A 14,319-nucleotide genomic window follows, 5' to 3' on the forward strand; every position below is an offset into this window, starting at 1 on the left:
GTCATGTCACCCGGAACGCGATGGCCTCGGGCTCGCGGTGGAAGGTGAGCCGGTCCCAGCCGGCGAACGCCAGGTCCGTCACGGCGAGCAGCCGCCCGGAGCCGTCGTGCAGGGTGCGGCGTACGGACAGCCCGCAGGCCGGCGCGGCCGCGGGGTGGCGGGTCCGGGTCATCGTGATGGTCTCGGAGGTACGGCCGCGCGCGGCGGCCTGCTCAAGCCAGCGGTGCAGCGGCCGCAGGTCCCCGCTCCGGGCCTCGTCCGGCTCTTCGAGGTAGTCCGCGAGCTCCGGGGTGCGGGCGACGGCGCGCGGGCAGAAGTACGTCACGGCGTGCCGGACCGCCTGCCCGCCCGGGCCGTACACGTGGTGGTGATGGACCAGGGTGCGCTCGCCGCCGCTCATCCCGAGCAGCGCCGCCAGCGAGGGCGGCACGGTGACCAGGGCGAGCCGGGTGCGGGTGACCTGGGCGCCCGCCCGCCGGGGCGGTGCCACGCGGGACCCGGCGCGGGCGGCCGGGGCCGCGTACTCCGGACCGGGCGCCTCCCGGTGCGCCCCCGCGGAGGCGGCCCGTGTGCCCCGGCGTCCGGTGACGACCAGTCCGTCGGCGCGCAGCTCCTGGAGCGCGGCCCGGACGGTCTGCCGGTTGACCTCGTACCGGGCGGCCAGGGTGCGTTCGGAGGGCAGCCTGCCGCCCGGGGTCCGGGCGGCGCGGTCGAGTTCGTCCCGCAGTTGTGCGGCGATCCGCTGGTACTTGGGCATGGCGGCCGGGCGGCCGCCCCGCGAAGGGGAGGGCATGGCTTCTCCTCTGACGGGTGGTCAAGGACTGCGCGGTCTGCCCGGACAACCTAGCATTGGTCTATACCTTTCGGTACGGGAGTTCCGGCGCCCCCGCCACCTTGGCCGAATCCCACGCCCCGGCCCGTCCCCGCTCACGCACTCCGCAGGGGGTTGGGCAGCGCGAGGTAGCGCGCGTCGGCGCCGTCCGCCCGGGTCCAGCGCAGCAACAGGTTCGTCTTGGCCGGAAGCGAGGGGGCCGCCAGGAGCCCGGCGATCTCCGGCAGGCCGTACGCGGAGTCGTAGCGCACCAGCTCCTCGCGGACCGCCGGCCACACCCCGTCGGCCGCCCCGGGGTGCCGCTCGGCCAGTGCTCCGCCCACCTCCGCGAGGTGGTTGACGACCAGGCAGTACACGAGCCGCTGCCAGGCGGCCTCGCGCGGCATGTCCTGCGGGAGTTTCACGCCCTCCGCGTCGCGGAAGAGGGCCTGCACCGGCACACCCCTGCCGTCCACCGCGACCAGGCAGTTCTGGAGGTGGGCCTCCAGCACGATCCCGTGCCGGGCGAACAGGTCGAGGACGGGGGGCACGACGTGGCGCAGGTACGCCCGCCACCATCCGGCCGGGTCGGGCGCGGCGTCGAGCGGGCTCCCGGGGAATCCCTCGGCGAGCGCGGCGGCCAGCAGCGGTACCGCCCCCGCCGTCACGCCCGCGCGCAGCCCGTCGCGGACGAGGACGGCCAGTTCCTCGAAGGCGAAGGCGGCCGTGCGGTACCCGCGGTCGCTCAGCCACACCGCGGCCGATCCCGTCCGGCGGCGCAGATCGGCGAACCCCTCCTCGACGGCGGAGTCGGTGCGGCGCACCTTCAGCAGGTCGTGGCGCCACAGCCGGCGCACGTCGTTGGTGATGCGGACGTCGAGGCTGAACTTGGCGAACAGGTCGGCCGCCGGATCCGGGGCGTAGACGGTCCGCACGGAGGCGGTGGGCCACACCGGCAGCCGGGTCGGGCCGAGCCGCACCAGGCGGCCGTCGGCGAAGGCCTCCTCCAGCTCCCGGCGGCCCGCGAGCAGCTCCAGCTGCCAGGGATGCGCGGGCAGCGCCCGGTAACCGGCGGGCGGGCGGGGGCCGTCGAGGATCCCGGCCAGCGCGTCGACCGCGTCGGCGGCGGCCGGGCCGCCCTCCTCGGCCACCTGGTCCTCGCGCAGCCCCAGCATCACGAGCGGGAAGCGGGCGTGCGCCTCGGGGGCGTACGGCAGCCAGCTCGCGGCGGGCGCGCCGCCCCTGGCCTTGGGGGCGGGGTGGTGCGGATGGCCCGTCACCAGGGCCTGTTCGGACAGGACGTACGGGTCCTCGGGCGCCTCGGCGGAAGCCCGGGCGGCCAGCAGCGCGGCCACCGCCTCGCGGCTGTCGCCGATCTCGCCGGGGAGTTCGTCGTTGGGGACGCCGGTGTACCGGAGCAGTTCGTCGGAGGTGAGCTTGACCAGTTCCGCGTGGCTGAGCGGATGCCAGCCGTCCGCCGTGCGCAGCTCGGGGCCGGCCGGGCGGCGTCCGCCGCCGACCCGCAGCAGCCGGCCGCTGCCGCGCAGCCGGTGGACCCGCCCGCCCTCGGCTTCGCCCACCTCCCGCAGCAGGCAGTTCAGCAGCGGTGCGGCGCTGTAGGCGTCGGCGGCGGTGTTGAGGTCCACTGGTTCCATTCGGTCCGTCTCCGGTGTGCCGGGGGTTCGCGGGAGGGACCACCGGCGGTGATCTTCAGTATCCGCGATGATGACGTGATCATCGATGGACGGACTCGAAAGGACCGGACCCCTGGACCGCAGCAGGCACGTTCCCCCGCCCCACTCCGGGCGCTCCCCCGCCACCGCGGCCGAGGAGGCCGTCGCGGTCGCGCTGGCCGGCGTACGGCCCGGGCTGGCGGCCGCGTACGAGGCCTCGCTGGACGGTGCGCGCGCCGCCGTGCTGACCCGGCTGTGGCGGGCACTGGCGTTCGAGCCGCTGCCGTGGGTGGTGGGCCGGGAGCACGGACCGGACTCGCTCACGCTGCTGCTGGCCGGCGGCCGGCGGCTGGAGGGGCCGCCCGCCGACCCCTACGCGACGGACTCCCGGGTCGGCGAGGTGCGGCTGGACGGGCGGCCCTGCCGGCAGGCGGCCCGGCTGGTCCGGGCGCTGCGGGTGCCGCACGGCGCCGCCTTCGCCGCCGAACTGGACGACAGCACCGCCTCCCTGGCCCTGTCCCGGGCCGGGCGGCCGGACGGGGCGGAAGCCGGGCCGCGGGCCGGGTGGGAATGGGAGCAGCGGGTGGTGGACGGGCACCCCTACCACCCCAACTGCCGTTCCCGGCCGGGTTTCACGGTGGCCGAGCAGCTGGCGTACGCGCCGGAGCACCGGCCGCTGGTGGAGCTGGGGCTGGTCCCCGTACGGGCGGCGGAGTGCCTGGTGGCCGGGGAGTGGCCGGAGCACCTGCGCGACGGGGACCGGATCCTGGTGCCGGTGCACCCCTGGCAGGCCGAGCACGTCCTGAAGGGCGAGACGGTCCTGCCCGGGCCCGCGGCACATCCGCTGATGGCGCTGCGGACGCTCGCCCCGGCGGCGGGCGGCCCCCATGTGAAGACGGCGCTGAGCACGCGGCTGACCTCCTCCGTCCGCGACATCTCCGCGTACTCGGTGGAGACGGCCGCCGTGCTCTCGGCCTTCGCCCACGCGCTGACCGAGCGGCTCGACGGCCGCCTGCACATCACCCGGACGCTGGGCGCGGCCACCGCCCACAGCCCGGATCTGGCCGCGGTGCTCCGCGAGCCCCCGGAGGCGTACGCGCGGCCCGGCGAGCGGGTCGTCCCGGTGGCGGCGCTGGCGGATACGGAGCTGGGCCGGTCACCCGTCTGGCGGGCGGCGTTCGCCCGGCTCGCGCTGTCGGTGTGCCTGCGGGTGCTGGACCTCGGGGTGGCGCTGGAGGCCCACGGGCAGAACCTGCTGGTGGTGCTGGCGCCCGACGGGAGCCCGCTGCGGCTGGTCTACCGCGATCTGGCCGACATCCGGATCAGCCCGGCCCGTCTCGCCCGGCACGGCCTGCCGGTGCCGGCCCTGTCGGGGCGGCTCGTCACGGACGACGAATCGGTGCTGCGGCGCAAGCTCTTCGGCTCCCTGGTGGCCGGGGCGCTCGCCTCGACGGCGGGCTCGGCCGGAGCGTTCGCGGACTGCCTCGCGGCCGGGCTCGACGGCCTGGCGCCCACCGCCGACTCGGCGGCGCTGCGGAGCGGACCGCTGCCGGTGAAGGCGCTCACGCTGATGCGGCTGAGTCCGGGGGTGCCGGGCGACCAGTGGGCGGAGCTGCCCCTGCCGCCGGCCGGGGGCTGAGGGAGGGGGCCGGGAGCGGCCGGAGGCTGACGGAGGCCGGCCGGAGGAGGGGGTGAGCGGGGCGGCCGGGCGGGCTACTGTTCAGGGGCATGACACAGACCTCGCGCCTCAGTGCCGTCCGGGCGTCGTACGACGCCGTCGCGGTCGACTACGCCCGGCTGCTGGGCGACGCCCTGGACGCCCGGCCCCTGGACCGGGCCCTGCTCAACGCCTTCGCCGAGTGCGTGCGCGGCGGGGCCGTCGCCGACCTGGGCTGCGGTACGGGCCGCGTCACGGCGTACCTGGACGGCCTCGGCGTACGGGCCTTCGGCGTCGACCTCTCCCCCGCGATGGTGGCGGTGGCCCGGCGCAGCTATCCGGGCCTGCGCTTCGAGGTGGGCCGGATGGCCGGGCTGGACATGGCCGACGGGGTGCTGGGCGGGGTCCTGGCCTGGTACTCCACCGTGCACACCCCGCCGGACGAACTCCCCGCCCTCTTCGCGGAGTTCGCGCGGGTACTGGCGCCCGGGGGTCACGCGCTCGTCGCGTTCGAGGCCGGGGACGAGCGGCGCCGGCTGGAGCACGCCTACGGGCATCCGGTCGACCTCGAGGTGTACGGGACCCCGCCGGAGCTGGTCGCCTCGCTGCTGGCCGGGGCGGGGCTGGCGGAAGTCGCCCGGATGGTACGGGAACCGGACGCGCGGGAGCACGGCCCGCAGGGGTTTCTGCTGGCCCGCCGGGAGCCGGACGCCTGAGGCGGACGCCGCGGCCGGGGCGCGGGTGCCGGGTACGGGGCCGGTCTGCGCGGGCTGAGGCCGGCGCGCGCCGCGCGGCCGGAGGCGGCCGCATCGGCGACGCGGCGTCCCGGCATCGCGGCGAGGGTGCCCGCCGGGCACGACCGCGGGGGGGGGGGGGGGGGGGGGGGGGGGGGGGGGGGGGGGGGGGGGGGGGGGGGGGGGGGGGGGGGGGGGGGAGGGGAGGGGGGGGTACCCCCTCCCCCCCCCTCCCCCCCACACCCCCCCCCCCCCCCCCCCCCCCCCCCCCCCCCCCCCCCCCCCCCCCCGCGGTGGGGGCCGGGCGGGCATCGCGGAGGTGCAGCACCGCTACGCCCGCCCGGGGCCTCGGGAGGGGTCAGCTCTGCCAGCCGGTCCAGCTGCCGCTGCTCAGGCGGTGGCGGGACCAGCGGTCGCCGTCCATGCCCACGACGGAGATCGTGGGGGTCCAGGTGTTGTTTCCCTCGATCCGGACGCCGCTGCGGGCCTTCCCGCCCAGCGACTCCCAGTTGGACCAGGCGCCGTTCGTGTAGTTGTAGCGGGTCCACACCGCGAAGTCGGAGCCGACGATGAAGACCTGACGCTGACCGTTCGGGAAGGTCTGCCAGGCCTCCCCGTACTCGCAGATGTAGTCGCCGCCGAGGCCGGACACGTGACAGTACGCGGCCGCCGCGGACGGGGCGCGGTCCTGAGCCGGGGCGGCCGAGGCCACACCGGTCAGGGCCACGCCGGCCAGGGCGAGGGTGGAGGCCGCCAGGGCCGAGGCGCGGGCGATGGATAAAGCCATGAAGTGACTCCCTGATTCCCACTCGTCTTCGGAGGTTGCCGGCCGGTCCGCCCGGGACCCCTCCCCCACGGGGCCGGGAGGCGGGCGCCGTCGTGCGGACCGTCCGGCGGACAAGAGACTTCCAGCGGCCGCCAACGCGCTCCTAACGCCCGGCTAACGGGGTTTCGCCGATCCTTGCGCCACGAGGCCGTTCCGGGTGCCCGTCGGCGCGTCGCCGCAGGTGCGGGCGGTGCGGGGCGCATACGCGGGCCGGGAGCGATTGGCCGGGATCCCCCTCATGGGCCGAAATGCGGAGACATATGCTCGGGTGGGGGGGAAGTGGATGGAAGGGGCATGCATGGAGTTCCGCGTGCTGGGGACGGTCACCTTGGTGGCGGAGTGCGGAAGGCCCGTGCAGCTGGGCCCCGCCAAGCGGCGGAGCCTGCTGGCGATGCTGCTGCTGCGGCCCAACGCGGCCGTCGGGGTGGACCGGCTGACGCGGGCGCTGTGGGACGAGGACCCGCCCCGGCACTCCCGAACGGTACTGCAGGGTCACGTCTCCCGGCTGCGCGCCCTGTTCGCCGAGCACGGGGCACCGGCCCACGGCGTGGAACTCCTCACCCAGGGGCCGGCGTACGCGCTGCGGCTGCCCGAATCCCTGGTGGACGCCCACCGCTTCGAGCGGCTGCACCGGCTGGCCCGGGAACAGCGCGAACCGGCCCGGACGGTACGGCTGCTGCGGGAGGCCCTCGCGCTGTGGGAGGGGCCCGCGCTGGGCGGGACCGTGGGCGGGCCGCTGCTGGAGGCCGCCGCGCACGGGCTGGACGAGCTGCGGCTGACGGCCGTGGAGGAGCTGGCCGGGGCGCACGCCCTGCTCGGCGAACACTCCGCCGCGGCGGCCCTGCTGCGGGCGGAGGCCGTACTGCACCCGCTGCGGGAACCGCTGGTCGCGGCGCTGATGCTGGCGCTGGGCCGGTCGGGCCGGCAGTCGGACGCCCTGGACTGGTACCACCGCACGCGGGAGCTGCTCGCCGACCAGCTCGGTGTCGATCCCGGAGCGGTGCTCTCCGACGCGTACACCGCTCTGCTGCGGGCCGACGCACCCGCGCGGGCCGTGCCCGCAGCCGTACCGGCGGCCGCCGTACCCTCGGCCGCCCTCCGGGTGTCCGCCACCCCCTCCCCGACCGCCTGGGGGCCGGGCGGGGAACCCGGGGAGCCCGGCGGGGAACCCGCCGCACCGGACGGGGGATCCGCCGAGCCGGTCCCGCCCGCCCGCACGCCGGCGGAACCCCAGCTCCTCCCGCGCCGCCCCGGCGGCTTCACGGGCCGTACCGCCGAACTGGCGGCGCTCGACCGGGCCACGGCCGCCCACCCCGACGCCGTCGTCATGCTCACCGGCAGCGCCGGCGTCGGGAAGACCGCGCTCGCCCTGCACTGGGCGCACCGGCGGCGCGCGGACTTCCCCGACGGCCGGCTCTTCGCCGACCTCCACGGCTACAGCCCCGTCCCGGCCCGGGACACCACCTCCGTGCTGCGCGAGTTCCTGCTCGCGCTCGGCGTCCCGGCCGAGCGGATGCCCGACTCCCCGCAGGCCCTCGGCGCCCGCTACCGGGAGCTGACCTGCGGGCGCCGGATGCTGGTCGTGCTCGACAACGCCCGGGACTCCGCACAGGTGCGGCCCCTGCTGCCCGGCGGCGACGGCTGCGTCACCCTGGTCACCAGCCGCAGCCGGCTCGGGGAACTGGTGGTCTCCGACGCCGCCCGCCCCGTACCGGTGCGCGAGCTGCCCGCCGCGCAGTCCACGGAGCTGCTCGCCGCCGTCCTGGGCCCGGACCTGGTCGCGGCCGAGCCCGAGGCCGCGGCGCGCCTGGCCGGGCTGTGCGACGGCCTGCCGCTGGCCCTGCGCGTGGCCGCCGCCCGGCTCGCCACCCGCCCGCACCGGGGACTCGCCGCCTTCGCCGGTGAACTCGCCGACGAGCACAGCCGGCTGGACCTGCTGAACGTGGGGAACACCGGCGTCGCCGCCGCGCTGGGCCTCACGGTGCAGCACCTGCCGGAGCCCGCCCGGCGGATGTTCCACCACCTCGGACCGCATACCGGCGCCGCCCTCGACCTCCGCACGGCCGCCGCGCTCGCCGGCTGCCTGCCCAGCCAGGCCGCCGCCGCCCTGGACCAGCTGGCGGCCGCCCAGCTGGTCGTGGAGGCGGGCCCGCAGTCGTACGTACTGCACGACCTGGTGCGGCTCTACGCCCGCAGCCTGTCGCCGGGGTACGACCCGGAGGCGCTGCTGCGGCTGCTCGACCACTGGCTGCGCACCCTCCTCGCGGCCTGCGCCGCCGCCGAGCCCGGCAGCGAGCCCTGCTGCGTCCTGCCCGCGGGAGCCCGGCGGGCCGCCCCGGTGCGGCCGTTCGCCGGCCGCGCGGACGCCCTGGCCTGGTTCGCCGCCGAACGGGACGCGCTGCGCGGCGCGGTGGAGTCGGCCGTCGCCGCCGGGCTGCACGACCGCGCCTGGCGTCTGGTGCTGCTCCAGTGGCCGCTGATCGTGTGGCAGGTCCGCGACGGCTGGGTGCCCCTGCTGGAACGGGCGTTGGTCTGCGCCGAGGCCGACGGCGACCCAGGTGCCCAGTCGCGGACCCGGGCGCTGCTGGGCTGGGTGCTGTCCGAGGAGGGGCGGCCGGAGGAGGCCCTCGCGCAGCTCGAGCGGGCGCCCGGGCTGGCCGCCCTGGCGGGGGACACGGCCGGAGAGGCCATCGCCCGGATCAACCTCGCCGTCGCGCTCACCCGGACGGGCGAACGCGCCCGGCCCGGGGAGCTGCTGTCCTCGGCGCTCCGCCTGGCGGAACGGGCGGGCCGCACCGATACGGCCGCCCTGGCCCACCAGCACCTGACGGAGCACCTGCTGACCGTGGGCGCGCCCGAGGCGGCCGCCGACCACGCGGTCCGCGGCCTGGCCCTGGCCGCCCCGCCCGCGGCGGCGCCCCGGCGGGTGGTGCTGCGCACCCTGTACGGCGAGGCGCTCGCCGCGACGGGCCGCAGGGGCGAGGCGGTACGCCAGCTCGGCGACGCGGCCCGGGAGGCGCGGGCCCACGCGTACGAGGAGGGCGAGAGCGCGGCCCGCGCCGCGCTGGAGGCCCTGGCGGAACGCTGAACCGGGGCGCGGCGGCCGGGCCCCTTCCGCCCTGCGCGGCCCTGGTCCGTTCGGGCGGGAAGCGGCGGCGGGCGGGCCCGCCTGCTCTGCGATCGGGCCCGGCGGTGGCAGGAAGGGGGGATGAGCCTTCCACGCCGCCGGGCCCTCGCGACCGCGGCCGCCGCCGTCCTCGCCGCCACCGGGGCGAGCGCGCCGGCACACGGGGTACGGAACGGCCGGGCGCGGCGGGGCCCGCGTGCGGCGGCCGGGGCGGGCCCCCACTTCGGGGCACTGGGCCGCGCGATGGACGGCCGGCTGGTCCTGCCGGGGGACGCCGACTACGCCGAGGCCCGGCAGCTCTTCCAGCCCCGCTACGACGCCGTGGCGCCCGGGGCGGTGGCCTACCCCGCGCACGCCGGGGACGTGGCCGTGTGCCTCGACTTCGCGCGACGCTCCGCCGCGGCGGTGGTGCCGCGCGGCGGCGGCCACTGCTACGCGGGGTGGTCCACGGTCGCCGGGGGGCTGGTGGTGGACACCGGGGCGATGGCCGCCGTGACGGTCGAGGGGGACGAGGTGCGGGTCGGTGCCGGGGCCCGGCTCGCCGAGGTGCACGCGGCCCTCGCCGCGCGCGGCCTGGGCGTCCCCGCCGGGCTGTGCCCCTCGGTCGGCATCGCCGGGCTCACCCTCGGGGGCGGGCTGGGGCTGGGTTCGCGGGCGTACGGGACCACCTCCGACCGGCTCTCCGGCGCCCGTGTGGTGACCCCGGACGGGGTGGTGCGCGAGGTCGGCGCCGACCGGGACCCCGACCTGTACTGGGCGCTGCGCGGGGGCGGGGGCGGGAACTTCGGCGTGGTCACCGAGTTCCGGCTGCGCACCCATCCGGTCGGTGACGCCGCGTTCGCCGAACTGCACTGGCCGGCCGGGGACTCCGCGGCGGTGGTACGGGGCTGGCAGCGCTGGCTGGGCGCGCTGCCGGACCCGTTCTGGAGCCAGGTGGAGTTCACCGTGGGGGCGGGCCGGGACGCCGTGCCCGCCGTCAGGGTGGTGTGCCTCGACGGGCGGGCGGAGCTGGAGCGGGAGCTGACCCGGCTGACCGGCCTGGTGGGCCCGGAGGCGCGGGACAGCTGGATCCGCGTGCGCGGCTACGGGGACACCGTGCGGGCCATGGCCGGCTGCGCGGACCTCGCTGCCGCGGGGTGCAGGCTGCCGGGCCGGCTGCCCGGCCGGGATCCGCGGGGGCGCCTGGGCCGGGACTCGTACGCGGCCCGTTCCGACTTCTGGGGCGGTGCCGGGCTGCCGGAGGGCGCGGTGGCGGCGGTGCTGGACGCGGTCCGGCGCTACGGGCGGGAGGCCCCGGGGGGCGGCTTCGGGGTGGTCCAGTTCGACGGGGTGTGCGGCGGGGCCGTGAACCGGGTGCCCGCCGCCGGCACCGCCTTCGTCCACCGGGACAGCGCCTTCCTGGCCCAGTACCTCGCGTACTGGCCGCGGTCCGCGACGGCGGCCGAGGTGACCCGGCACCAGGGCTGGCTCGACGGGCTGTGGCGGGACCTGCGCCCGTGGGCGGGCGGGCGCGCCTACCAGAACTACGCGGATCCGAAACTCGCCGACTGGCGCGAGGCCTACTACGGGTCCAACCTCCCCCGCCTGGAGGAGGTCAGGCGCGCCTACGACCCGGGCAGGCTGTTCCGTTTCCCCCAGGCTGTCTAGGCAGTCACGACAGGAACGAGCGAGACATGCGACGTTTGTTGACGGTGGTGACGGCCGCGGCCGCCGCGGCCGCCGCCCTGATGCTGCCGGACGGGGCGCTGCCGGTGGCGCGGACGGAGCGGGCCGAGGCGGCTTCCGAGCGCTGGTCGGCGCAGGAGGCCGCGGCCTTCTGGACGGAGGACCGGATGGCCACCGCTCGGCCCGTGCCCGAACCGGACCCCGCCGCCGGTACGGTCCCGCGGGCCGTCGCACCCGCCCGCGCCGCGACCGGTTCGGCGGCACCGGCCCCTTCCCCGGCCTCGGCCCCGTCCCCGGTGGCCGACCCGGCGGGCCCCGCCCAGCCGGAGGGGCCGGTCTCCGCCGGGACCGAAGCCGCGGCCGGGGGCGATGCCGGTGCCCCGGTCGGCGCCGGAGCCGGTGACCCGGCCGCCGCGGACCCCTCCGCCGCCGGCCCCGGCACCACCGGCCCGAGGGGTGACGCGCCCGCGCCGGCGCCCGTGTCCGCCCCGGAGCCGGCACGGGCCGCCGTGTCCGCGAAGCCCGCCGCGGCGGCCCTGCCGGCCACCCCCGGTGTCGGGCAGGACTTCAACGGCATCCCGGTCGTGGGCCGGATGTTCGTCATGCAGGGCGGCGGCGCCTACTTCTGCACCGCCAGCGTGGTCTCCTCCCCCGGCCGCGACATGGTGCTCAGCGCGGCGCACTGCCTGCTCGGCACGGACACCCGCCAGGTGGCCTTCGTACCGCAGTACACGCGCGCGAACCCGCGCCCGTACGGACTCTTCCCGGTGCTGCGCGACGCGGCCGGGCGCTCGAAGGTGTGGATCGCCCCCCGCTACCGCACCGCCGGGCCCGACCGGGCGGCCACCCTGGACGTGGCCTTCGCCCAGGTCGGGCCCGGCGCCGACGGTCTCCCGGTGGAGGACGTCGTGGGCGGGAACCGGCTCGTCACCGGCGCCGCCTTCACCCACTCGAAGGTCACGCTGATCGGCCATCCGGCGGCGGCCGCGCGCCCGCGCGTCTGCGTGAACCGTACGACCAGGTTCACCAGCCGCGACCCGAAGAGCCCCGGATCGTTCCTGAGGATCGACTGCACCGGCTATCCGGGAGGGACCAGCGGCGGCCCCTTCCTCGCGCACTACGACGCGCGGACCCGGACGGGCGACGTCATCGGCGTGATCGGCGGCTGGAAGACGGGCGGGCCCACCGCGGACACCTCGTACAGCTCCTACTTCGGCGCGGAGATCAGGAAGCTGTACCGGACGGCGGTTGCCGGGGCACGGGCGCAGTGAGCGCCCGCACCCAGCGGGTACGGCGCGGGTTGCCGACCGTTCGGGGCGTCGCCGGGACCCCCTCGGCGGTCAGCGGGTCGGCAGGGGCGAGCGCGAGCTGGCGCCGCAGGTCGGCCAGGGCCGCGTGCACCGGCGCGAGGATCACCTCGGCGCGCGGGTGGATCGACGCGAGGGCGTGCGCGGTGGTCTCGATGGTCTCGGCGGCGTCCTCGGCGGCGGTCCGGCTCCAGCCGCCCGGCCCCGCGCCGGTCCCGGGCGCGACGGCGTCGTAGAGGTGGCAGGCGGCATCGGCCGCGGCGTCGGCCCGTTCACCGACGCCCGGCGCCGCGATGGTCGGCAGCAGCTCCATGCCCGCTCAACGAGCGGGACCCGCCGGGGGAACGAGACGGTGCCGTCGGATCCGGGGACGCCGGGCTCCCGCCCCGGCGGGGGTGCGGGCGCATAGGCTGGTCGGATCATGAGCCTTCGAGTGCGCAGGCCGGCCCGCGCGGACAGGGCCGGCGCCGACAGCGGAACGACCGGCGGGACGGCCGAACCCCGCAAGACCCGTAAGACCCTTAAGACCCGGGCGTCGCGTACGCCCGGCGCCTTCTCCCAGCTCGCCGTGGCACTGCGTACGCCCGCCCGGCCGGGCGAGCCGCTGTGCGCGCGGGCCCCCCGGCGGTGGCAGCGGATGCTGCCCTTCGCCGTGGCGGGCGTCTTCGTGGCGTCGCTGCTGCCGTCGACCATCTCGGTGCTGACCGACGACTACGGCATGGGCGGCGGTTGGGCCGGGGCCCTCGGCGTGGCCCAGACGGTACCGCTGCTCCTGGCGTTGTCGCGCCCGCTGGCGGCCTGGGGCCTGATGCTGCTCGCGGACGTCGTCGGGGCGGTGCTGCTGATCGGAGCCGACCGGATGGCCGGGCACGCCTGGCCGTGGACGCCGATGGTGGTGGTCGGGTACCTGGCGCTGATGGTCTGCCTGGGGCTGCGCGAGCCGGTGCGGACCCTGGTGGGGGTGTGGCTGGCGACGGGCGCGGCGGGGGTGGTGCTCGGCTTCTTCCCGCCGGCGGGGGTGACGACCACCGTCGCGCTGCTGTTCGTGCTGAGCGGGACCGTACTGGCGCTGTCGGGCGCGCTGCGCGGGCTGGGTGACGCGCGGCAGCGGATCGCCGAGCAGGAGAGCATCAGCGAGGCGGAGCGGGCGCGGCGCACCCTGCTGGAGGAACGCGCCCGGATCGCACGGGAGTTGCACGACGTGGTGGCCCACCACATGTCGGTGATCACCGTGCAGGCGGATTCCGCCCCCTACCGGCTGCCCGGTATGGCGGAGCCGGTGCGGGAGGAGTTCGCGGCCATCGCGTCCAGTGCGCGCGAGTCGCTGGGCGAGATGCGGCGGCTGCTGACGGTGCTGCGGGGCGACGGTACGAACGGCTCCGGCGGCGAGGGCGGCGGCCTGGCGCCGCAGCCGGGGATCGCAAGGATCCAGCAGCTGGTGGAGGCGACCGTACGGGCCGGGCAGCCCGTGGAGTTCTCCCTGGCCACGGGGCTGGCCGCGGCGGCCGTGCCCCCGGCGGTGGACCTGTCGGCGTACCGCATCGTGCAGGAGGCCCTGGCCAACGTGGTGCGCCATGCCCCGGGCGCGCGGACCCGGGTGTCCGTGACGTGTTCCCCGGAGGAGGACGAGGTGCTCGTCCTGGTGGTCAACGGTCCGGCCCGGGACACGGCGGCGGAGGTGGAGGTCTCCGGAACGGGCACGGGGCACGGCCTGGTGGGGATGCGCGAGCGCGTACGGTTGACCGGCGGGACGCTGGACGCGGGCCCGCTGCCCGAGGGCGGTTTCCGGGTCGCCGCCCGGCTCCCTCTCGACGCCCGGACCGAGGACCCCAGTTGACCATCCGCGTGATCATCGTCGACGACCAGGCCATGGTGCGGGCGGGATTCGCCGCACTGCTGTCGGCGCAGCCCGACATCGACGTGGTGGGCGAGGCCCCCGACGGCCGCCAGGGGGTGCAGGTCTCGCGCACGGTCCACCCCGACGTGGTGCTGATGGACGTACGGATGCCGGAGCTGGACGGGCTGTCGGCGGCCCGCGAGCTGCTGGACCCGCCGCGGGGGGTGACGCACCGGCCGAAGGTGCTGATGCTGACCACCTTCGACATCGACGACTACGTGTACGAGGCGCTGCGCGCGGGCGCGTCCGGCTTCCTGCTGAAGGACGCCCCGCCCGCCGACCTGATCGCGGCGGTCCGGGTGGTCGCCTCCGGCGAGGCCCTGCTGGCGCCTTCGGTGACGCGCAGGCTGATCGCTGACTTCGTCCGGCAGCGGCCGGCCCCGCGCAAGGACCCGGCGCTGCGGCTGAACGGTCTGACCCCGCGCGAGACGGAGGTGCTGGAGCTGATCGCGCGGGGGCTGTCGAACCAGGAGATCGCCGCCCACCTGGTCCTGGCGGAGCAGACGGTGAAGACGCACATCGGCCGGGTCCTGGGCAAGCTGGACCTCCGCGACCGGGCGCAGGCGGTGATCTTCGCCTACGAGGCGGGCCTGGTCCGCCCGGGCGACTCGGTCTCGTGACC

Annotated in this window: 11 protein-coding genes; 7 read left to right on the plus strand and 4 right to left on the minus strand. The window is 77.4% G+C overall.

The window, feature by feature from the left end; all coding sequences use genetic code 11:
* Position 1: 1 nt before the first annotated feature.
* Both ACZ4WZ_RS16770 and ACZ4WZ_RS16775 read right to left on the minus strand, forming a co-directional pair.
* Positions 2-793: a GntR family transcriptional regulator gene (locus ACZ4WZ_RS16770; RefSeq protein WP_467890760.1), complete on the minus strand. Its 792-nt coding sequence runs from the start codon at positions 791-793 to the stop codon at positions 2-4.
* 134 nt (positions 794-927) lie between these two features.
* Positions 928-2,466 (minus strand): IucA/IucC family protein, encoded by a 1,539-nt coding sequence (locus ACZ4WZ_RS16775; RefSeq protein ID WP_467890763.1) that lies wholly within the window; start codon positions 2,464-2,466, stop codon positions 928-930.
* Between the two features lie 85 nt (positions 2,467-2,551).
* On the opposite strand from ACZ4WZ_RS16775, the gene ACZ4WZ_RS16780 reads away from it, so the two are divergent.
* Positions 2,552-4,123: an IucA/IucC family protein gene (locus tag ACZ4WZ_RS16780; protein ID WP_467890767.1), complete on the plus strand. Its 1,572-nt coding sequence runs from the start codon at positions 2,552-2,554 to the stop codon at positions 4,121-4,123.
* A gap of 89 nt (positions 4,124-4,212) precedes the next feature.
* Positions 4,213-4,857, plus strand: coding sequence for a class I SAM-dependent DNA methyltransferase (locus ACZ4WZ_RS16785; protein WP_467890770.1), 645 nt, complete (start codon positions 4,213-4,215; stop codon positions 4,855-4,857).
* Positions 4,858-5,233: 376 nt separating this feature from the next.
* Here the strand turns inward: ACZ4WZ_RS16785 and ACZ4WZ_RS16790 are convergent, their stop codons facing one another.
* Positions 5,234-5,662: a DUF8189 domain-containing protein gene (locus ACZ4WZ_RS16790; protein ID WP_467890772.1), complete on the minus strand. Its 429-nt coding sequence runs from the start codon at positions 5,660-5,662 to the stop codon at positions 5,234-5,236.
* A gap of 337 nt (positions 5,663-5,999) precedes the next feature.
* Between ACZ4WZ_RS16790 and ACZ4WZ_RS16795 the strand changes: the two genes are divergently transcribed.
* From ACZ4WZ_RS16795 to ACZ4WZ_RS16805, 3 genes are all read left to right on the plus strand, one after another.
* Entirely contained in the window at positions 6,000-8,789 is a 2,790-nt protein-coding gene (locus tag ACZ4WZ_RS16795; RefSeq protein WP_467890774.1) for an AfsR/SARP family transcriptional regulator, read from the plus strand.
* 120 nt (positions 8,790-8,909) lie between these two features.
* The gene (locus ACZ4WZ_RS16800; protein WP_467890777.1) at positions 8,910-10,475 is read left to right on the plus strand and encodes an FAD-binding oxidoreductase; all 1,566 of its coding nucleotides are present in this window, start codon (positions 8,910-8,912) and stop codon (positions 10,473-10,475) included.
* 26 nt (positions 10,476-10,501) lie between these two features.
* Positions 10,502-11,764: a hypothetical protein gene (locus ACZ4WZ_RS16805; protein WP_467890779.1), complete on the plus strand. Its 1,263-nt coding sequence runs from the start codon at positions 10,502-10,504 to the stop codon at positions 11,762-11,764.
* Here the strand turns inward: ACZ4WZ_RS16805 and ACZ4WZ_RS16810 are convergent.
* Positions 11,718-12,113 carry a hypothetical protein gene (locus ACZ4WZ_RS16810; protein ID WP_467890781.1) on the minus strand — a complete coding sequence of 132 codons (396 nt, stop codon included), beginning with the start codon at positions 12,111-12,113 and terminating at the stop codon, positions 11,718-11,720. The two genes, ACZ4WZ_RS16805 and ACZ4WZ_RS16810, sit on opposite strands and share 47 nt — an antisense overlap.
* A gap of 108 nt (positions 12,114-12,221) precedes the next feature.
* On the opposite strand from ACZ4WZ_RS16810, the gene ACZ4WZ_RS16815 reads away from it, so the two are divergent.
* Positions 12,222-13,637, plus strand: coding sequence for a sensor histidine kinase (locus tag ACZ4WZ_RS16815; protein WP_467890784.1), 1,416 nt, complete (start codon positions 12,222-12,224; stop codon positions 13,635-13,637).
* Positions 13,634-14,317 carry a response regulator gene (locus tag ACZ4WZ_RS16820; protein ID WP_467890787.1) on the plus strand — a complete coding sequence of 228 codons (684 nt, stop codon included), beginning with the start codon at positions 13,634-13,636 and terminating at the stop codon, positions 14,315-14,317. The genes ACZ4WZ_RS16815 and ACZ4WZ_RS16820 overlap by 4 nt, the downstream gene beginning before the upstream one ends.
* Positions 14,318-14,319: the final 2 nt, after the last annotated feature.

This window comes from Streptomyces sp. NPDC029122, assembly GCF_055569445.1.